Here is a 20,642-nt window from a genome sequence, read left to right as displayed (position 1 = left end):
ATTTATGATGAGAATATTTAAAAGAATTATTTTATTCTTAGTTGCACTACTAATCATTTTGTTAGTGGTGGCTGCTTTTATTTCAGGAGATTGCAAATATGAAAAAACGATTTCTATCAATGCACCAGTAGAAAAAGTATGGCAAAATACCAATACTTTAAAAGCAATGGATCAATGGAGCCCATGGAATGACCTTGATCCTAGTATGAAAAAAGACTGGACAGGCACAACGGGGCAGCCAGGAGAAAAAGTTTGCTGGGACAGTAAAAATGAAAATGCAGGAAAAGGTTGTCAGGAATTGAAAAAAGTAGATGAAGCAGGTAAAAGAATTGATACGGAAATCAAATTTCTTACTCCATATGAAAGTGAAGCAAACGCTTATGTAACAGTAGTTCCGGAAGGAAACGGAAGTAAGGCAACATGGGGATTTACATCACAGATCCCTTATCCGTTTACTTTGATGAAACTATTTATGAACATGGAAGATGCTATCGGAAAAGACTATCAGAAAGGGCTTTCAAGATTAAAAGCTTTATCTGAAAGACCTTAATAAAAATACAAACTCAACTTAAAAAAACAAGACAATTATGGCAACAGTAAACGTTTACCTGACATTCAATGGAAATTGCAAAGAGGCATTCGATTTCTATAAATCTGTTTTCGGAGGAGAATACCCTTACATCGGAACATTTGGAGAAATGCCTCCAATAGAAGGAAAAGAAACTCCTGAAGAAGACAAAAACAAAATCATGCATGTTTCACTTCCGATCTCTAAAGAAACAATATTGATGGGAAGCGATACAGGAGGAGAGTGGTCTTCCAATTTCAAAGCAGGGAACAATTTCTCTATTTCTATCAATGCAGAATCTAAAGAAGAAGCCGACAAATTATTCGGTGGTCTTTCTGCAGGAGGACAGGTAACAATGCCAATGGCGGATACTTTCTGGGGAGCTTATTTCGGAATGTTTAGTGATAAATTCGGGATCAACTGGATGGTAAACTATGATGATCCTGCTAAAATGCAGCAACATCCATAAAATTAATATTTTGTATTTGAAATATAGTTAGAACTTACCGGCAATGCAATTGCCGGTTTTTTATTTGATATATATTTGCATCCCAAAAATTTTTAAATTTGATGGAAGGAGTATATCAGAATAATAAAATGATAGAAGATTTACACTTAACACAAAAAATATAAAATGATGAAATTTACAATTGAAGACATTAAAACCGAGCATCAGAAAGTAAAAAGCGGAGCTGATTTTCCTGTCTATATTCAGACAGAAGAGGTTCCGGGATAGTTTTTTGAGAAAGCGATAAAAATTATTCCATTCGATTTTCTGTAAATCATGTTGTGAAATAGCATTTGCTATTATTGATTTAAATTATTAATTTTGTTAAAAACGATAGATAATAGTAATTAACAGGCATGAGAAAGGTTTTTACGAAGTTGGCATTCACAGTATTAGGTTTGGGGTCCATATTGACATTTGCTCAAAAAAATGATCTGGGTGCATGGTATATGTATTTTGGAAATAACAAGATCAGTAAGAAACTGAACTGGCATAATGAAATTCAGTACCGTAATTTTGATGCGGTTGGAGATCTGGAACAATTACTTATCCGTACAGGAATTGGATATGATCTTACAGAAAATAATAACAATATCTTATTGGGATATGGTTTCATTCTGAGCCAGCCTTATGTAAACGGGGAGAAAAAAGAAAATATAGAACATCGAATTTTTCAGCAGTACATTATAAAGCAAAAATTTGGACGTTTTTACCTTCAGCACCGTTACCGTTTGGAAGAACGTTTTCTGGAAGAGGATTTCAGGATGAGGTTTCGTTACATGCTGGGGGTAAATATTCCAATTACTCAGAAAGAAATGTTGCCAAAAACCCTTTATGCATCTGTATATAATGAGATTTTCCTGCACTTCAACAGTCCGGTTTTCGACAGAAACAGAGTCTATGGAGCTTTAGGATATGTCATTAATAAAAATATGAGGATTGAAGCAGGTTATATGAACCAGATTCAGGAGAACAGAAACCGCGGGCAGATTCAGATTGGTTTTTATAATAATATTCCATTTACCAAAAACTGATTGTAACCGCTGCCGAATGCTTGATGAAAGACCATTATTTGAAAATAAAAAATAATAAACACAAAAAATAAACACCTATGCATTCAGGAAAAAGATTTGGAGCCCGTGAGTTCATTATCTGGACCAGACGCAGCATTTATGCTCTGGTTGTATTATCAGCTATCCCTACAGTTCTGTACTTTTTAGGCTGGAAATTTCTCTCAGTTCCTTGGCAGCCGATTGCTATCATGGGAACAGCAGTTGCTTTTATTGTTGGATTTAAAAATAATGCCAGCTACAGCAGACTCTGGGAAGCAAGACAAATCTATGGAGCCATTATCAATGACAGCCGTAGTTTCGGATATATTCTGAGAGATGCATTGCTTTCCAAAGATAATGGTAAGGTAAAAGAGATGTTTCTTCGTCACTATGCATGGCTTACAGCATTGAGATTTCAGCTTCGTGAACCAAGAGCTTGGGAAAACATGGGTACAGATCAGTTTGATGAATATGCTAAAAAATATGACATTCCGGAGAGGCTTTCCAAACTGGATGAAGAACTGAAAAAATACCTTTCTGAACCAGAGCTTCAGTATATTTTAAGCAAAAAGAACAGAGCGACACAATTGATGGCAAAACAGAGTAAAGCTTTGTCTGAAGCCTATGAAAAAGGAGAACTCAATGATTTTCAGTGGACGCAAATCAATCAGCAATTGGTGAAGTTTACGGACAATCAGGGAAAAGCTGAAAGAATTAAAAACTTTCCGTATCCAAGAAACTTCTCTTCAATCACCACTTATCTCTTGCTTTTATTCATTGTTTTTGTGCCTTTCGGATTGCTGAAAGAACTTGATAAATTAGGAGAGGGAACAATAGTAGAAGGGTGGACATTATGGTTTAATATTCCGTTTTCTTTATTGGTGACCTGGTGTTTTCATACCTTAGACAGTGTAGGGGAGGCTTCTGTAAACCCATTTGAGGGCAGTCCCAATGACGTTCCAATCACTCAGATCAGCCGTACTATAGAGATTGATATGAGAGATATGCTGGATGAATCTGACCTTCCGCCAGCCATTACTCCAAAGAATAATATTGTGCTTTAATTCTATAATCTATCAGAAGAATTGTAAAGCAAAATAAGGATTTATACTTAGAATATATATGAAACCTTATAGGTTTAGATAACGATCCAAATAAAAAATAACACTTAAAAAACTTACTTAAAATGATTCACAGCTATGTTATAATATCCATTGCAGTACTGCTGTCTGTGATGATATTGGTAATGATCGGCCAGAAATTAAAAGTTGCTTACCCGATTTTTCTTGTGATTGCAGGATTGCTGATAAGCTTTGTGCCGGGAATGCCACGTATAGAAATAGAACCAGATCTTGTTTTCCTTATTTTCCTGCCGCCTATTTTGTTTGAAGCGGCCTGGTTTACTTCATGGCAGGACTTTCATAAATGGAGAAAACAAATTTTTTCAATGGCCTTTGGATTGGTGTTTTTAACATCTATCGTTGTGGCTTACCTTTCTTCTTCAATTATTCCAGGGCTTACGGTAGCAATGGGATTCCTGCTGGGGGGTGTCAACTCTCCACCAGATGCAGTAGCGGCCACTTCAGTGCTAAAGCATATGAAAATTCCTAAAAAAATCACCAATATTCTGGAGGGAGAGAGTCTTATTAATGATGCATCCAGTTTAATTGTGTTCAAGTTTGCCCTTGCAGCCGTTATCTCAGGACAGTTTATCTGGAGAGATGCTGTTCAGGATTTCTTTATGATGGCTATCGGAGGAATTGCTGTGGGAGTGGCTGTAGGCTTTTTATTCGGAGCATTGCTTAGAATTATTCCTACCAATTCTAATATCGATACCATTATTACCCTTATTGTGCCGTACATTATGTATGTGGGAGCAGAGCATTTCCATTTTTCGGGAGTACTGGCAGTAGTGGCTGGGGGATTACTGATGTCTTATAATTCACACTGTTATTTGAGTCACACCTCAAGGATACAGTCCGGGAACGTGTGGAGCGTCTTGATATTCCTGATGAATACAATCATTTTCATTCTGATTGGCCTTGAACTTCCTATTGTAGTGGAAGGAATGAAAGAATATACAATTTCTGAAGGTATTTTCTACAGTGTAGTGATTGGTGGAGCTATTATCGGGACAAGAATTCTGTACAGCTATGCATTAATGTATTTCCCAAGAGTCTGCTCCAAAGAATTAAGGTTAAAAGTTCCGAAACCAGATTGGCGGGAACCATTTATCATCAGTTTTGCGGCTATGAGAGGAGTTGTTTCACTGGCTGCTGCATTATCAATTCCTGCGTTTTTACCAAACGGAGAGGCATTTCCGCACCGGAACATTATTTTATTCGTAACTTTCGTTATTATATTGATTACTCTGGTAGGGCAAGGATTATTGCTGAGCCCGATCCTGAAATTATTGAATATACAGGACGCCGGAAGTGAATTGCCGGAAGAAAAACAGGAAGTGATCCTGATGCGCAAGCTGAAAGAAACAGCTCTCCACAAACTGGATAATGATTTTTCTGAACTGGCCGTTACAAACAGCTTAGTACGCCATCAAAAGCATAAACTGGAAAATGAAATGATGCTGATGGCAGACAAAGCCCAGTGCATGGCTTCCACAGGAGATTATGTAACAGCGATCAATGAAAATAAAGATGTCTTACGCCAAATCATTCAGGCACAGAGAAACGAACTGCACAGAATGAAAAGAGAGAAAATATTTGATGATCATGTGATGAGAACCATTGAAATGCAGCTGGATTTTGATGAAGCAAAGATTACCGGATTTTCACATGGGTAATTAAAATTTAAAAAATAAACTACAAAAGTCACAAAAGTTTTTAACCACTTAAGTTGTTTAAATTTATATAAGCAGGAAGTACACTTAAGTTCTAAAGATTTGAGGTTCTTTATTTTGTAAACTTTCTACAAATGCAAGCTCATCTTAGTCTAAATTCTTTTGTGACTTTTGTGGTTAAAATATTTCAGACCAAAATCTTTTTTTAAAATTAAATCTGTTAAAACCAATCATATGAGCACACCAATCACTGTTCAGTACACAATAAATGCTCCCGCTGAAAAAATCTGGAAAGCATTAACCGATAAAAATGAAATGAAATCCTGGTATTTTGATATCCAGGATTTTGCATTAGAAATAGGAAAAGAATTTAATTTCTTCGAACCCGGAGGTGAAAATAAATACCATCATCAGGGAGAAATTTTAGAAATTATACCTAATCAGAAACTGAAGCATACATGGTCATATCCTGATTTTTCAGCGTTAAAAACTATTGTGATCTGGGAATTGTTGCCAGAAGACGGACAAACTCTAGTAAAACTTACCCATGAAAATATTGAAAATTTCAAAGACTTAGGTGATGGCTTTTCAAGAGATAATTTTACACAAGGCTGGAACACCATTTTGGGACAGAGTTTAAAAGAATATGTAGAAAAGTAGACCATGATTACATTAAAATCATTTACCATTCAAGATGCACCTTTGCTGATTTCAAAAATAGAAGATGAAAGAATGCTTCTTCAGTTTGCCGGGCCTGTATACCGTTTTCCACTTACAGCAGAACAGCTGGAGACCGATTTGTCCGATGAAAAAAGAACCTTGTTTACCATTGCAGATCATACAGGGACAACTATTGGCCATGCTCAGATTTTTTTAAAAGAAAAGACATTTCTGCTGGGCAGAATTCTGATCTGGGATGAAAACAACAGAGGAAAAGGATATGGTAAAAAAGTAATGCAGGAACTTCTGAAATATGGTTTTAGTCATTTTGATAAAGAAACTGCAGAATTGAACGTTTATGACTGGAATACCGGAGCTATTGAATGTTACCGGAAAGTGGGTTTTGCCTTTGACCCTGAAGTCAAAAGCGAAGCGAAGATTGATACAGAAACCTGGGTTTCCCTGAATATGAAAATCCACAAAAATACTTTTGAATTACAGGAATTATGACACAGTTTACCGCACTTCGTCCTATTCTCTGGACAGAAAATCTTGATGAGACCATAGGGTTTTACATGCACGTTCTCGGGTTTACCCTGGTGGATAGAAATGACGATTGGCAATGGGCTTCCCTTCGTAAAGATGAAATATACATTATGCTTTCTCAGCCCAACCAGCATGAAGAAAATACTTCAATCGGTTTTTCCGGCTCATTGTATTTCAATGTAAATAAGGTGGATGAACTTTGGGAAGAGCTTAAAACAAAGGCAAAAGTCTGCTATGAAATTGAATCTTTTGAGTGGGGAATGAGGGAGTTTGCGATCTATGATAACAATGGTTATATCCTACAATTTGGTGAACCCATAGATAATATTGGCAATACGGAATAAAATTTGCTATTTTTGGGGAAATATTTAGAAATTCAATGAAAAAAAATATAATAGCGGGTTTCGCAGCGATTTTATTACTGGCATCTTGTAACAAGAATAAAGAAATCCTTGATACACTGAATACTTATAATAATTCAATGGAGGCGAAAGGATACCATTTCGGAGATAAGCTTGAGCTTCCGAAAGAGGTAACGGAAAATGCAGAAAGTGTAACCATCAGCTTTGGAGATAAAGAAACAACAGATCTAACCGTTGATCCTAAATTTTTCACATTAGGCGATAATGCTGTTACATTCAACGTTAAAACAAAAGGAGGAGAAGTACTGAATCAGGATGCAACCATCAATGTATTTGCAAAAAATCCTGAAAAAAATATTCCTTATCAGATTGTAGCAGAATATCCTCACGACCCTAAAAACTTTGTACAAGGTTTCCAGGTGGAAGGAAATACTATTTATGAAAGTGACGGACAGAACGGAGCTTCCCAGATTTTAAAATATACATTGGGAACTACAACGCCGCTTGCTTCTACCAAACAGGCTCAGGAAGACTTCTCTGAAGGAAGTACAATTGTAGGGGATAAAGTATATCAGTTGACATGGCAGAGCAAAAAAGGATATATCTATGATAAAAGCTCTTTGAAACTGCTTTCAGAATTTGCTTATCCCAATGTATTGGGTGAAGGTTGGGGACTGACGTATGACGGCAAAAACCTGATTGCTTCTGACGGAAGTAAACTTTTATATTTCCTTGATGTCAATAATCCTTCAAAACTGATTAAATATATCGCTGTTGCCGGTAGTGCTCAGGCTTATGATCAATTGAACGAGCTTGAATACCACAATGGGTTTATCTATGCAAATGTATGGCAGAAACCTATTATTTTAAAAATTAACCCAGCTAACGGTGAAGTAGTGGGAACTTTTGATTTCACGGAAATTGCCAAACAGAACACGAAAGGAAGTGATGATGTATTGAACGGAATTGCTTTCAAAGGTGATAATATGTTGGTAACAGGAAAGAACTGGCCGAAAATTTATGAAGTTGTAATTAAATAAGAAAAAGTTTAATAACAATTTCTATCTGAATAAAATAAAGTATGTAAATTGGTAGCGTTCCATGAGGAGCGCTATCTTTAGTAAAAAAGAATTTTGAGATTACTATATCTGATATTGACTTTTGCTTTCTGCACATTTTCTGCGCAGAATATAATTCCTTTGGATACTTTAAAATTGAAGGAAGCTAAAGATATGCTTGCCGATGACTACGGAAATCTGTATATCTATAAAAACAAAGATTTTAGTTTTACCAAATACGATTCTTTAGGAAGGCAGATTGGAAAAATGATGCTTACTGTTCCTTACAAAGTGCAGAATGTACAAAATCCGCTGAATGTGCCCTTATTCTCTGAAAATGCCCAGGAAATGAAATTTGTGGATCAGAATATGAATGAAATTCAAAGGCTTGATTTTAAGCAGAAATTTGGTTTCATCAGAATGGCCTATGCCGAAGATCAGCAGCAGCTGTGGCTTTTGGATGACAGTACAAAACGGTTGATACAGTATAATTTCAGAAATGACACGACAATCAATTCATATCCTTTTGATATCAGTTTTGAAGATTTGATGGATATGCTGATCTATGAAAATAAAGTCTATATCTTAACAAGAAAACATATCAGAATTTACAGCCTGAAATTTGAAAAACTTTTTGAAGCCCCTCTAGAAAACGGGAAACGCTTTAGAAGAGAGAATGATGCAATCCTGGTTGTTGCCAGTAACTTCATTTCACAATATGTTCCGGAAAAAGGAATGACAACTATTTTTGAAGATCAGGAAGCACAAATTGTGGATAAAAACATCCTCTCTTATTTTGCAATCAAAGGGAACAAACTCTATCTTTACAGCCTTGAAAAAGTAAAGAAAGCCAAACAGCAAAAACAGCTCGAAGCTCAGCCGGAATCTCTGCAGCAGTCTACAGAAAAACCAGTAGAAAAGACTGAAGAAAAGCCTAATGAGAATACAGTAGAGAAACCTTCAGACAATACTTTACAGAAACTGATTGAAGACACCTCTAAAGTTCAGACTGAAGCAATCGAAAAACTTATCAACTAATCAGTAAATACAAGGAAAAAGAATATTATGCATATTGCAGTTACAGGAAACATCGGAGCAGGAAAAACAACTTTGACAACGATGCTTTCCAAGCATTACGGATGGGATGCACAATTTGAAGACGTAGATCACAATCCTTATCTGGAAGATTTTTATTCAGACATGAGCAAGTGGAGTTTTGCACTGCAGGTTTATTTTCTGGGAAGCAGATTCCGTCAGGTAAAAGAGATCAGAGAAAGTGGTAAAAACATTATTCAGGATCGTACCATTTACGAAGATGCCCATATTTTTGCAGAAAACTTAAATGATATGAATCTTCTTTCGGACAGGGATTTCAATAATTACTCATCGGTTTTCGATCTGATGAAGTCTTTTGTTTCGGCTCCGGACTTACTGATCTATCTGAAATCAGATGTTCCCAATCTGGTCAAAAAAATCTATAAAAGAGGTCGTGAATATGAAGCTTCTATCAGTATTGAATACCTTTCAAAACTGAACCAGAAATATGAAAAATGGATTTCCAATTATACAGAAGGAAAACTTCTGATTGTAGAAGTGGATGATCTTGATTTTGTTGAAAAACCGGAAGATTTCGGATTTATTCTGGAGAAAATTGAAGCAGAACTTCACGGGCTGTTTTAACATACTTTTATTAGAATATTAAGACAAACTCAGTTGAATTCTTCCTAAATTTGTTGAAGAGAATTAATTTTTTTGAATAATTATATCATGGTAGTTAAAGTTTTACATAACGGAAACTGTTCAAAGTCAAATGCCGTACTCGAGTATCTTGACGAAAATGGAGTGCCTTTTGAGATCATTAATATCGTTGAAGATCCGCTAAGTATTCTTGAAATCAGAACCGTATTGAAAAAGCTTAACCAAAGTGTTTTTCATATCATCCGCAAAACAGATAAGTTGTATATTGAGAACTATGCAGATAAAAATTATTCGGAAGAAGAATGGCTGAAGATTCTCTCTGAAAATCCGTCTCTGATACAAAGGCCAATCCTGGTGAAAGGCTCTGTTGCCATGTTGGGAAGGCCAATTGAAAATGTAAAATTCTTTATTGAAAAATAATAAATATATCAATAAAAAAATCCGTTCTGTAAAAGAGCGGATTTTTATTTTATTGGTTTTTTGTTTTCTCAGTTCCGTTGATCGCATTATATAAAGCTTCCAGTTCTTTTGGTGGGTGGCCGGAATCAAAACTTGAAGAAGTATACTCTTTTCCGTTGGAAGTAATAATAATATAAGCAGCCATTGCGCGGTCAGAATGCCTGCCTGTAGTAGGGGATTGAAGGTCTGATATCTTAGATAAGTCAAGAGTTTGTGCAAGTTGGGAAACTGCTTTCCACTCAGCCGAAGATATCTTAGCATTGACGATGTCTTCGTTTGTATTTGTTGTCTTTGATGAGGGAGTAAAAACAATGCTTTTGCTGAACCCTCTTGTTCTTTCTGCTAACTGAATCTGTTCAATTTTTTGCTGTTGCACTGCCATGTTGATATTCGTTGTAGTATTTTCACTATTATTTTTATGAACACAGCTTGTTGCAGATGTGATTAAAATAATATTAAAGAGGATCAATTGGATATTCATAGTGTTTTTATTTATGTTTTAAATAATAAAAAACCGCTTCATTACTATGAAACGGTTTCTGTTTTTTTACAATAGAATAACGCCTTCTATTTTTGCTACTTCTTTATAAATATGCACAACCTGATCCGCATCCAAAACAAATGCATTGATGTTGCAGGCAGTGTATTTTCCATTTTTACTTTCGCGGTTTCCCAGTGTAAATTTAATGCCGTCAAAAACTCTGTATATTTCAGTAAGCTTTGACTGGTCTGTAGGAATAATAAATTTAAATAAATAATCTTCCGGAAAATCATGATGATCCTCCAGTTTATCCTTTAAAGACTTGTAAAAATCTTCAGGATTTGCGTGTTGATTTCCTTGTAATATATCCATCTGCAATTATTAATATAATATAAATATAACGAAATTTCTCCTATTTTCCAAATGGTCCCAGGAGAGATTTGGAGTTCTGATGCTCGTAATCTTCAATGATATTGAATAACCCATTTACCAATTGTTCAGACGCCAGCTGGCTTAATCCACCTGAATTGACTGTGTTTTTATTTCCGCCTAAAAGACTGCCCAGAAAATTGCTTCCCGACAAAGCAGTGTTGATGGTTTTTACAATCCCGTATTCATTCAGTTTCTCATCTACTTTGGGAGCGATTGCGGCAATAAGCTGCTGGGATGTTTTTTCTTTCAGAACCTGTGTGGCAGTAGTTCCCTGCATGATTCTCGTTACATCCTGAGCGTTTAGGCTGTTGACGGCACCCTCCAGAATAGGTTTTGAAGTATTTACCGTATAAGCTGCTGCCTGTGCAATATAATCTCTTTCTTTAGCAACTAAAGACGGAGCAACCTTTTCCAGCATAGAGTTGATGTCTCTTAGCTCTTTGGGAAGTGCTTTGTCTACCATATTATTCTGCAGAAAGGCCTCCTTGTTTCCGTAGATACCCATTCCTTTATCAATACCATTAAGCAGAATTCTTTTAATAATAGAAAGCCCCATGTCTGATGTGGCCAATGTTGTACATGATTGTACACTGGTGGTAATAACAGCACCGGTTCCTATTATAAGAGCGGCTGCAATGATATATTTTTTCATTGATTTTTATTATTTATTTCTAAATGCTTTTTCTCAAAAACTGCACCAAAGGTAATTACTATTCTCTATTTAACAAAATATTAAATCAGGGGTATGATTTGGTGAATTTTTGAGATAAAAATGATAATTTATGATTAATAAAATGATGGATAAATGATCTTTATTTTGAATATAAAATTACAAAAAATCAATAGTTGTTAATTTTATTATAATAAAACAAGATAATTCTTAAATGTTTAAGATAATTTAACATTGTACAATATTTTTTCTATTTTTGGCTAATGTCTTTTTTTGAGATTTTAAATAACTCCACTATTTAGAGACAGGTACAAATTTGAATTTATTTGAATAAAATTGAAACTATATGAAACAAAGTAATTTAAAGTATTCATGTCTCATTGCTGTTTTGTACTTCGGTATGAACGTGAATGCACAGGTTACACAAGATTCTGCTAAAGTCCAAAAAATCGATGAAGTCGTTATGATTGGATATGGTAGCCGTAAAAAAGTAGATAATACTACTTCTATTAGTTCTATCAGTGCAGATGAAGTAACTAAAACCAAAGTATTGAATGCGTCACAAGCTATTCAGGGTAAAGCAGCTGGGGTACAGGTAATTGCTTCAGATGCACCCGGATCAACTCCGACGGTGATGATCAGAGGACTTGGAACGGTACTAGGAGGAAGAACTCCTTTGTATGTTGTTGATGGAATGTTTACAGATAACATTAATAATATCAATTCTAATGATATTCTGACATATGATGTATTGAAAGATGCAGCAGCGTTGGCAATTTATGGTAACAGAGCTGCTAATGGGGTAATCATTATTACTACAAAATCAGGTAGAGGAAAGTTAAGTGTTTCCTATGATGGATTGGTTGGATTTAGAAGCCCTTTAAAAACCATCAAAATGGCTAACGGGTCTGAATTTGCGAATTATAATAACGCAGGTAAAGCAAGTAATTATTTGAATCCTAATCAACCATACGATACTGATTGGTTTAAAGAAATTACAAGGACAGGTATTTATAACCAACATAATTTATCTATTTCCGGATCTTCAGAAGTTGCAAAATACTTTTTAAGTTTAAGCAATTACGATGAACAATCTATCCTTAAAGGAACCAATTACAATAGAACCACAGTAAGAACGAATAACGAGTTCAGAATTACTAAAGGTATCAGGTTAGCTCAGACCTTAAGTGCTACTTTTACGAATGATACTCCTAAATCATATGGCGCTTTTACAAATGCTTACAAACAATCGCCATTAGTTCCTGTATATTATCCGAATGGAAAATACGGTCAGCCTATTTATAATAAGACTACTGGAAATATTGATTATGAAGGAGGTAGATTTAATAATGTGGGTAATCCTGTGATGCAGCTTGCTTATGACAACCAAAGAGGTAGAAATTTCTTATTACAAGGTGGATTAAAATTGGATATAGATATCTATAAAGATTTAAAGTTTACCTCTCAGTTTAGTGGAGAGTATGGTAATTATAAATATTATAATTTCGTAAATTCTAAATCGTTCTGGTTAGATAGTGATCCGATGAGAACGGATAATCAATATTCAACTACATCACCACTTACCAGATTGACTAATAAAAGTCAAAACTATTTCAACTGGTTACTTAATAATTATTTAACATATACAAAGAAAATTGAAAACCATGATATTGAAGTTGTTGTAGGTACAGAAGCTTCAGTAAAGAATGGGCTTGAGACTTTGATTATTAACAGAAAAGATGTTCCTGTTTCAAAAGATTACTGGAACCTTAGCGGCGTTGATTATTATGGTAATCTGTATAGTGATAGCGATACTAAAGCTCTTGAATCTATAAAAGGAAACAGAAATACTACCATTTCCTATTTCGGACGATTCCAATATAAATTTATGAATCGTTATTTATTAAGTGGAACAATCAGAAGAGATGGTTCTTCTCAATTTGCTGCTGGTAATAAATGGGGAACATTCCCATCATTTGGTGCAGGTTGGATTATCTCTGAAGAAAACTTTATGAAAGATGGCTTCTTTGACTTGTTAAAGCTTAGAGGTGGATGGGGTAAAATCGGAAACCAGAATGTCCCTCTGAATTATTTACCTCTTTCAATGGGAGCAACTTATAATTATGCGTTTGGAAGTTCACCAGTAAGTAATGGAGTTACTGTCAATAAAGGTTACGATCCGGATTTGGGATGGGAAGTTACAGAAGAATCTTCTTTAGGATTAGATTTTGGTATCTTGGATAGAAGATTGACAGGTACTTTTGATATCTATAACAGAAAAACCAAAAATCTTATTTTGGGTGTTGTTCCCTATATGGCAACCGGAATTTCTGATTTGAATTATTCACATATGGGAAGTGTTGTTAATAAAGGTGCTGAGATAAGCCTAAACTGGGCTGATAAAGTAGGTGAGGATTTTACCTATTCAATTGGTGCCAATTATTCTTATAATAAGAACAAGCTTGCCAGCATTGATCTTTCTAAGCCGGTTTCTCAAATTGTGGGAGGAAATCTTGGAAATGGACAAGATACAAAACTTTTTAACGCTAATGCAGTTGGTTATGCATTAGGAAGTTTCTATTTATGGGAAGCTGATGGTTATGATGCAAATGGTAACCTGAAGTTTAAAGACTTGAATGGTAACGGAGTTACAGGAAGTGCAGACCCAGGAGACAGACGTTTCTTTGATTCTTACATTCCAAAATCAACGTTAGGTGTAAATATCTCAATGTCTTATAAAAATTGGGACTTTGCCTTGAGTGGTTATGGAGCTTTTGGATTTAAAGTATACAATGGTAAAAAAGCACAAAGAAATGGTGGTGAAAATGTTGAGGCTTCTGTAGCAAATAATTTCTGGACACCAACAAATACTAACGCTGCGAATCCTGTAAATCCTGCAAATATTCCCATTGCCTCGACATTCTATTTAGAAAGTGGAGATTATTTCAGAATCAATAATATTTCGGTAGGATATACATTTAAGAACTTAACTGATTATGTAAAATCAATTAAGCTTTATGTAAGTGCAATTAATCCTTTTGTGTTCCAGAAATATTCAGGATATTCTTCAGAATTATCTGGATACAATCCTGCGGATCCTACTGCAGAAGGAGATCCATATAAACGTGCAGGAGTAGAATTGGATGCTTATCCTACATTGAGATCTTTTGTATTTGGTGTTAACCTAAATTTTTAAAAAATGAACAAGAAATATATCATAGCAGCTGCATTTTTAATTTTAGGAGCTGTTAACCAAAGTTGTAGTAATGACTTTATAGATGTATCACCTACAGAAGCAATTCCTGAGTCTGCATTGGGTGAAATATATAATAATGATACAGGGGCAAATAGTTTAGTTACTGCTATTTATGCTAAATTTTTAGATTGGAACATGAGTACATTTGCCTGGATAGGGGTTACATCAATTGTTTCTGATGATGCAGATAAAGGTTCAAGTGCAAGTGATTCAGGCTCGGATAAAGATATTCTGGATGCTTTGACATTTACACCCTCAACTCCATCATTTAAAGAATTGTTTGCATCGAATTATCAGGGAATTAACAGATGCAACCAGGCATTGAAATATCTCCCTCAATTAGATAAAGCTGATCCGCAATTACGTGAAAGGTTAGCTGGGGAAGCTAAATTTTTAAGAGCATTTATGTATTTTACTTTAGTAAAATCTTTTGGAGGAGTTCCATTGGTGGACCACGTTCCTGTAACAGGGGTTGAAGCAGATAAATTGATGACACTTACAAGAAAAAGTAAAGAAGAAATTTATGCATTTATAGAAAAAGACCTTAAAGACGCCGCAGCAGTTTTGCCTTCTGGAACTGGAGGACAAAGAGCTACAAAAGGTGCTGCTCATGCACTTTTAGCTAAGGTGTATTTATATCAGAAAAAATGGCAGTTGGCTGTGGATGAGACTAATTTGGTTACAGGTTATTCATTGACCCCTAACTTCCAGGAGATTTATAAAGTTTCAGGAGAAAACAATGCTGAATCTATCTTTGAAATTAATGGTAGTGGAGGAACAGCAGGAAGAGCAATTCAACAGTATAGTCAGGTTCAGGGAGCAAGAGGTACTACAGGCTGGGGCTGGGGATTTGCTACACCTACCCAAGGTCTGTACGATGCTTACTCTGCAACAGATTCAAGAAGAGATGCTACGATTATCCACAGAGATATGACATTATATGATGGGTATTATGTAGGTCCAAATACAGAAAATAAATTCTATAATTATAAAGCTTATTCTTCAAATTATAGAGATCAGGCTTCAACCGATGTAAATATTCGTTATTTGAGATATGCTGAGGTATTATTAATCAAAGCTGAAGCAATGAACGAATTAGGACAAACTTCAGCTGCTATTCCTTTCCTGAATCAGGTAAGAAACAGAGCTAATATTGGAAATACTCCTGCTTCATCTCAGGCAGATGTAAGATCAGATATTTGGAAACAAAGAAGATTAGAGCTTGCTTTTGAGCATGATAGATGGTTCGACCTTGTAAGAACCGGACAAGCACAAGCAGCAATGGCAGCAGATGGTGGTAAAAAATTCATCGTTGGAAAACATGAAGTATTCCCACTTCCACAAGACTTCATAATGGAAGCTGGTGGATTGTCTGCTCAAAACCCTGGCTATTAAAATAAACCATAAACATTAGAGGAGAATGAAAGTTCTCCTCTTCTTTTAGTTAGAAACCCTATAAAAAGAGATCTCATGAAAAGGAACGTATTATCAATGGCTATCACCTCTTTATTCTTTGTATATTCCTGTAAAAATGCTCCTGCTGCCAAACAGGAAGTAGGAAAAATTGAAACTGCAAAAAGTAATATTACTGATGAACAGCTGATGGACAGAGTACAGAAAGATGCTCTGAAGTATTTCTGGGATTATGCAGAACCTCATTCAATGCTAGGAAGAGAGCGCTATCATGAAGACAATATCTATCCGGATAATGATAAACATGTTATCACTACGGGAGGTTCAGGCTTTGGGCTGGCAACCATTCTGGTGGGAACAGAAAGAGGATTTGTTCCGAGAAAAGAAGCTGTAAAAAGGCTTACTCATATTATGGATTTCCTGGCTAAGGCAGACCGTCACAAAGGTGCCTGGCCGCACTGGATCAATGGAGAAACCGGAAAGACGGTTCCTTTTGGCAAAAAAGATAATGGCGGTGATCTTGTGGAAACCGCATTCCTTACTTCAGGAATACTGATGGTCCGTGAATATTTTAAAAACGGAAATGCAGAAGAAAAAGCACTGGCAGCAAAATGTGATGAGCTATGGAAAGGAATTCAGTGGAACTGGTATACGAAAGGAGGTGAAAAAGTTCTTTACTGGCACTGGTCACCGGAGTACCAATGGGAAATGAATTTTCCTCTGGAAGGATATAATGAATGTCTTATTACTTATATTCTGGCAGCATCTTCACCTACATATTCTATTGATGCCGAAACCTATTACAAAGGCTGGACGAGAAACGGAACCTACCTTACAGACAAGACAAAATACGGATTACCTCTGTATGTAAAACACAATTACGCTGAAGAATATGGCGGGCCGCTTTTCTGGGCACAATATTCATATATCGGGCTGGATCCTACGGGATTGTCTGATAAACTTGTCAAAAACTATTTTGATATCAATAAAAATCAAACCCTTATCGATTACAAATACTGTGTTGAAAATCCAAAACAATGGAAAGGTTACGGACCTAACTATTGGGGATTGACAGCCGGTTATACCAGAAATGAAGATGGAACTACTGGTTATACAGCTCATATGCCGGGTAATAATGACAACGGTGTGATAACGCCTACGGCCGCATTGAGCAGCTTCCCATATACGCCGAAAGAATCAATGGCTTTCCTGAGATTCATTTATACCCAAACCCCTGAATTTATAGGATCTGCGGGTCCTTACGATGCTACATCAATTAATTACAACAATTGGTTTACCCCAAGATATCTGGCGATAGATCAGGGAACTATAGCACCTATGATTGAAAACTACAGATCGGGATTCCTTTGGAAACTGTTTATGAATGCCCCGGAAATTCAGCAGGGATTGAAAAAACTAAGTTTCCAGTCAACCAAATATGGAATAAAATAACACCAGATCCCAAGACTTTCGTCAAAACCGAAATCAATATGAAATTAAAACTCAAACATATTCCTCTTTTACTTCTGCCGTTTTCATTACAATTAAATGGACAGGAGATAAAAGCAGAACTTAATAAAGAAATTAAAAGACAGGAAAAGATATCCTACATTCTGGATTATCCGCAGAATGCAAAAGGAAATGTACCATTAATAGTCTTTCTTCACGGTTCAGGAGAACGCGGAACTAACCTTGATTTAGTCAAAGCACACAGCCCGTTTACCTATAAGAACCTGATCAAAGAACCTGTGGCTATTCTGGCACCCCAATGTCCGGAAGGAACATGGTGGGATACCGTTACTGTATACAATCTGATTAAAGAAATTCAGAAAAAATATAACATAGATGCTTCCCGTATTTATCTTACCGGACTTTCTATGGGAGGCTGGGGAACATTGAAGCTTGCCATGGAGCATCCTGAAATGTTTGCAGCAGTGGTTTCGGTTTGTGCTCCTACAGATCAGGTAATGACGGCCAATATTCATCAGTTTAAGGATTTGAATATGAAAATATTTCATGGCGGAATGGATGATATTGTACTGCCTGCCAATGCTTTTAATTTTTATCAGAAGCTACATCCTGTAAATTCAACAGCAGAATTGGTTATCTTCCCTAATGACAATCATAATTCATGGGATTCAACTTATTCTAATCCGCAGCTTTATGAATGGATGCTGTCCAAAAAGAAAGAAAAATAACCTGACACACAATGATCGAAAGATAAGCCCATCGAATTAAAACTAAAAATATAAAAACAATAATTTAAGAAGATAGATTTATGAAAAAGTTAATTGTAATAGCCACTTTAGCATTGGCACCTGTGTTTTCCGCACAGGAAATGGTAACGAAGCCTGTCCAGTCATACCAGACGGCTCAGTATCAGGCTAAAAAGAAAGCATTTGTAGATAATCTTTTATCTAAAATGACATTGGATGAAAAGATTGGTCAGCTGAATTTGCCAAGTTCCGGCGATTTTACTACAGGTCTGGCTAAAAGCTCAGATATTGGTAAAAAAGTTGAACAGGGTTTAGTAGGTGGACTATTCAATATAAAAGGTGCTGAGAAGATAAGAGCCGTTCAGAAAGTAGCTGTGGAAAACAGCCGTCTGAAAATTCCTTTGATCTTCGGAATGGACGTTATCCATGGGTATGAAACAACATTCCCGATTCCATTAGGTTTAGCGGCTTCATGGGACATGAACCTTATTCAGCAGTCAGCAAGAGTAGCGGCAAAAGAAGCTTCTTCTGATGGTATCAACTGGACGTTCTCTCCAATGGTAGATATTTCCCGCGAACCAAGATGGGGTAGAGTTTCCGAAGGTTCTGGTGAAGATCCTTATCTGGGAAGTGAAATTGCAAAAAACATGGTGTATGGTTATCAGGGGAAAGATTTATCCGTTGGAAATACCATTCTGGCTTGTGTGAAGCATTTTGCATTATACGGAGCAGGTGAATCCGGGAGAGATTACAATACGGTTGATATGAGTCATGTAAGAATGTTTAATGAATATTTTCCACCTTACAAAGCGGCTGTTGATGCAGGAGTAGCTTCTGTGATGGCCTCTTTCAATGAAGTGGACGGAGTTCCTGCAACCGGAAGCAGATGGCTTCAAACCGAGGTTTTAAGAAATCAGTGGAAGTTTAAAGGTTTTGTGGTAACAGATTACACGGGAATCAATGAAATGGTTGACCATGGCATGGGAGATCTTCAGCAGGTTTCTGCACTGGCTCTGAAAGCAGGTGTTGATATGGATATGGTAGGAGAAGGTTTTTTAACAACATTAAAAAAATCTCTTACAGAAGGAAAGGTAACACAAGCTGAAATTGATATGGCGACAAGAAGAATTCTTGAAGCAAAATATGACCTTGGTTTATTTGATAATCCATACAAACACGGAGATGCAAAACTGGCAGCAAAAGAAGTCTTCAGTATGGAAAACAGAAATATTGCAAGAAGTGCAGCAGCTCAGTCTATGGTTTTAATGAAAAATGAAAACCAGATACTTCCTTTGAAAAAATCAGGAACTGTTGCAGTAATAGGACCATTGGTGAACAATTCATTAAACATGGCCGGAACATGGAGTGTTGCTGCAAAACATGATAAAGCAGTAAACCTGATGCAAGGGCTTCAGGCCAACTATGGTAAAGAGGTGAAATTCCTTTCTGCTAAAGGTGCAAATATTGATTATGATGCTAAATTAGAAGACATTTATGCTGCTCACGGTAAGAAAACCGACAGAGACAGCCGTTCAAAAGAAGAACTATTGAAAGAAGCGGTAGATGTAGCCAATAAAGCAGACGTTATCGTTCTGGCAATCGGAGAATCGGCGGAAATGAGTGGTGAATCATCTTCAAGAACAGAAATCACAATTCCTCAATCTCAGGTTGATCTTTTAAACGAGCTAAAGAAAACCGGAAAACCAATTGCAATGGTTCTTTTCACTGGTCGTCCGTTGGCTTTAACCAATGTAAAAGATACACCGGATGCTATTCTTAATGCATGGTTTGCAGGATCAGAAGCTGGAAATGCTATCGCTGATGTTCTTTTTGGAAAAGTAAACCCATCCGGAAAACTTCCAATGACTTTCCCGAGAAGTCTTGGACAGGTTCCAATCTATTATAATGCTAAAAATACAGGTCGCCCTTTAAGTCAGGAACTGACTGATAAATGTGAGTATCAAAGATTCCGCTCCAATTATATGGATGAGTGTAATACGCCGTTGTATCCGTTTGGGTTTGGTTTAAGCTATACAAAATTCGGATATTCTGATGTTGTAGTATCTAATGCCAATCCAAAAGGAAATCAAACCATTCAGGCATCTGTGACTGTAACCAATAATGGTAATTATGACGGGGCAGAAGTGGTTCAGTTGTATATCAGAGATATGGTAGGCAGCATTACAAGACCGGTAAAAGAACTTAAAGGTTTCCAGAAAGTATTTTTGAAAAAAGGAGAATCCAAAAAAATTACCTTTGATATCACTCCTGAAAATCTGAAGTTCTACAATGGAGACTTGAAATATGACTGGGAATCAGGTGAGTTTGATATTATGATTGGAACCAGCTCTACTGAGGTGAAGCATTCAAAAATCAATTGGACTAAATAATAAAGCGAAAAGTTTTCACAGAAATGTGTATTATGTCTTTTTTGGCATGATTTTTAATAATACCTCGGTAATTACT

21 protein-coding genes are annotated in these 20,642 nt (G+C 36.2%); 18 read left to right on the top strand and 3 right to left on the bottom strand.

What is annotated here, in order from left to right; translation table 11 throughout:
- Positions 1 to 4 precede the first annotated feature (4 nt).
- From KIK00_RS07160 to KIK00_RS07100, 13 genes are all read left to right on the top strand, one after another.
- Complete coding sequence (locus KIK00_RS07160) at positions 5 to 550, top strand: SRPBCC family protein (RefSeq protein WP_255815863.1); 546 nt, start codon at positions 5 to 7, stop codon at positions 548 to 550.
- Between the two features lie 37 nt (positions 551 to 587).
- Positions 588 to 1,037, top strand: coding sequence for a VOC family protein (locus KIK00_RS07155; protein ID WP_255815862.1), 450 nt, complete (start codon positions 588 to 590; stop codon positions 1,035 to 1,037).
- A 165-nt stretch (positions 1,038 to 1,202) separates the two neighbouring features.
- Positions 1,203 to 1,304 (top strand): DUF1398 domain-containing protein, encoded by a 102-nt coding sequence (locus KIK00_RS07150; protein ID WP_255815861.1) that lies wholly within the window; start codon positions 1,203 to 1,205, stop codon positions 1,302 to 1,304.
- Positions 1,305 to 1,432: 128 nt separating this feature from the next.
- Positions 1,433 to 2,110: a DUF2490 domain-containing protein gene (locus tag KIK00_RS07145; RefSeq protein WP_255815860.1), complete on the top strand. Its 678-nt coding sequence runs from the start codon at positions 1,433 to 1,435 to the stop codon at positions 2,108 to 2,110.
- Positions 2,111 to 2,187: 77 nt separating this feature from the next.
- On the top strand, positions 2,188 to 3,192 hold the full coding sequence (locus KIK00_RS07140; RefSeq protein WP_255815859.1) for a bestrophin family protein: 1,005 nt from the start codon (positions 2,188 to 2,190) through the stop codon (positions 3,190 to 3,192).
- Positions 3,193 to 3,314: 122 nt separating this feature from the next.
- The gene (locus tag KIK00_RS07135) at positions 3,315 to 4,928 is read left to right on the top strand and encodes a Na+/H+ antiporter (RefSeq protein WP_255815858.1); all 1,614 of its coding nucleotides are present in this window, start codon (positions 3,315 to 3,317) and stop codon (positions 4,926 to 4,928) included.
- A 231-nt stretch (positions 4,929 to 5,159) separates the two neighbouring features.
- Positions 5,160 to 5,585: an SRPBCC domain-containing protein gene (locus tag KIK00_RS07130; RefSeq protein ID WP_255815857.1), complete on the top strand. Its 426-nt coding sequence runs from the start codon at positions 5,160 to 5,162 to the stop codon at positions 5,583 to 5,585.
- 3 nt (positions 5,586 to 5,588) lie between these two features.
- Positions 5,589 to 6,095 carry a GNAT family N-acetyltransferase gene (locus tag KIK00_RS07125; RefSeq protein ID WP_255815856.1) on the top strand — a complete coding sequence of 169 codons (507 nt, stop codon included), beginning with the start codon at positions 5,589 to 5,591 and terminating at the stop codon, positions 6,093 to 6,095.
- Complete coding sequence (locus KIK00_RS07120; RefSeq protein WP_255815855.1) at positions 6,092 to 6,475, top strand: VOC family protein; 384 nt, start codon at positions 6,092 to 6,094, stop codon at positions 6,473 to 6,475. The genes KIK00_RS07125 and KIK00_RS07120 overlap by 4 nt, the downstream gene beginning before the upstream one ends.
- A gap of 35 nt (positions 6,476 to 6,510) precedes the next feature.
- A complete protein-coding gene (locus tag KIK00_RS07115) occupies positions 6,511 to 7,533 on the top strand; it encodes a glutaminyl-peptide cyclotransferase (protein ID WP_255815854.1) in 1,023 nt (340 codons plus the stop codon).
- A gap of 159 nt (positions 7,534 to 7,692) precedes the next feature.
- Positions 7,693 to 8,589, top strand: a complete 897-nt coding sequence (locus tag KIK00_RS07110) for a hypothetical protein (protein ID WP_255815852.1) — start codon at positions 7,693 to 7,695, stop codon at positions 8,587 to 8,589.
- Positions 8,590 to 8,616: 27 nt separating this feature from the next.
- Positions 8,617 to 9,231 (top strand): deoxynucleoside kinase, encoded by a 615-nt coding sequence (locus tag KIK00_RS07105; RefSeq protein ID WP_002977952.1) that lies wholly within the window; start codon positions 8,617 to 8,619, stop codon positions 9,229 to 9,231.
- An 87-nt stretch (positions 9,232 to 9,318) separates the two neighbouring features.
- Positions 9,319 to 9,669 carry an ArsC/Spx/MgsR family protein gene (locus KIK00_RS07100; protein ID WP_255815851.1) on the top strand — a complete coding sequence of 117 codons (351 nt, stop codon included), beginning with the start codon at positions 9,319 to 9,321 and terminating at the stop codon, positions 9,667 to 9,669.
- A 49-nt stretch (positions 9,670 to 9,718) separates the two neighbouring features.
- Here KIK00_RS07100 and KIK00_RS07095 read toward each other — a convergent pair whose 3' ends face one another.
- From KIK00_RS07095 to KIK00_RS07085, 3 genes are all read right to left on the bottom strand, one after another.
- Positions 9,719 to 10,189: a hypothetical protein gene (locus KIK00_RS07095; protein WP_255815850.1), complete on the bottom strand. Its 471-nt coding sequence runs from the start codon at positions 10,187 to 10,189 to the stop codon at positions 9,719 to 9,721.
- Between the two features lie 66 nt (positions 10,190 to 10,255).
- On the bottom strand, positions 10,256 to 10,561 hold the full coding sequence (locus KIK00_RS07090; protein WP_255815849.1) for a DUF493 family protein: 306 nt from the start codon (positions 10,559 to 10,561) through the stop codon (positions 10,256 to 10,258).
- A 40-nt stretch (positions 10,562 to 10,601) separates the two neighbouring features.
- Positions 10,602 to 11,273, bottom strand: coding sequence for a DUF4197 family protein (locus KIK00_RS07085; RefSeq protein WP_255815848.1), 672 nt, complete (start codon positions 11,271 to 11,273; stop codon positions 10,602 to 10,604).
- Between the two features lie 364 nt (positions 11,274 to 11,637).
- On the opposite strand from KIK00_RS07085, the gene KIK00_RS07080 reads away from it, so the two are divergent.
- The 5 genes from KIK00_RS07080 (at position 11,638) to bglX (ending at position 20,566) form a co-directional block, all read left to right on the top strand.
- A complete protein-coding gene (locus KIK00_RS07080) occupies positions 11,638 to 14,487 on the top strand; it encodes a SusC/RagA family TonB-linked outer membrane protein (protein WP_255815847.1) in 2,850 nt (949 codons plus the stop codon).
- Positions 14,488 to 14,490: 3 nt separating this feature from the next.
- Positions 14,491 to 15,942 (top strand): RagB/SusD family nutrient uptake outer membrane protein, encoded by a 1,452-nt coding sequence (locus KIK00_RS07075; protein WP_255815846.1) that lies wholly within the window; start codon positions 14,491 to 14,493, stop codon positions 15,940 to 15,942.
- A gap of 75 nt (positions 15,943 to 16,017) precedes the next feature.
- Positions 16,018 to 17,412: a glucoamylase family protein gene (locus KIK00_RS07070; RefSeq protein ID WP_255815845.1), complete on the top strand. Its 1,395-nt coding sequence runs from the start codon at positions 16,018 to 16,020 to the stop codon at positions 17,410 to 17,412.
- Between the two features lie 38 nt (positions 17,413 to 17,450).
- The gene (locus KIK00_RS07065) at positions 17,451 to 18,158 is read left to right on the top strand and encodes a prolyl oligopeptidase family serine peptidase (RefSeq protein ID WP_255815844.1); all 708 of its coding nucleotides are present in this window, start codon (positions 17,451 to 17,453) and stop codon (positions 18,156 to 18,158) included.
- An 80-nt stretch (positions 18,159 to 18,238) separates the two neighbouring features.
- On the top strand, positions 18,239 to 20,566 hold the full coding sequence (gene bglX / locus KIK00_RS07060) for a beta-glucosidase BglX (protein WP_255815843.1): 2,328 nt from the start codon (positions 18,239 to 18,241) through the stop codon (positions 20,564 to 20,566).
- The last annotated feature ends 76 nt before the right edge of the window (positions 20,567 to 20,642 follow it).

The organism is Chryseobacterium sp. MA9, from assembly GCF_024399315.1.
Lineage (GTDB): Bacteria > Bacteroidota > Bacteroidia > Flavobacteriales > Weeksellaceae > Chryseobacterium.
The sequence above is the reverse complement of the archived record's forward strand: the minus strand, read 5'-3'. Positions and strand labels throughout refer to the sequence as shown.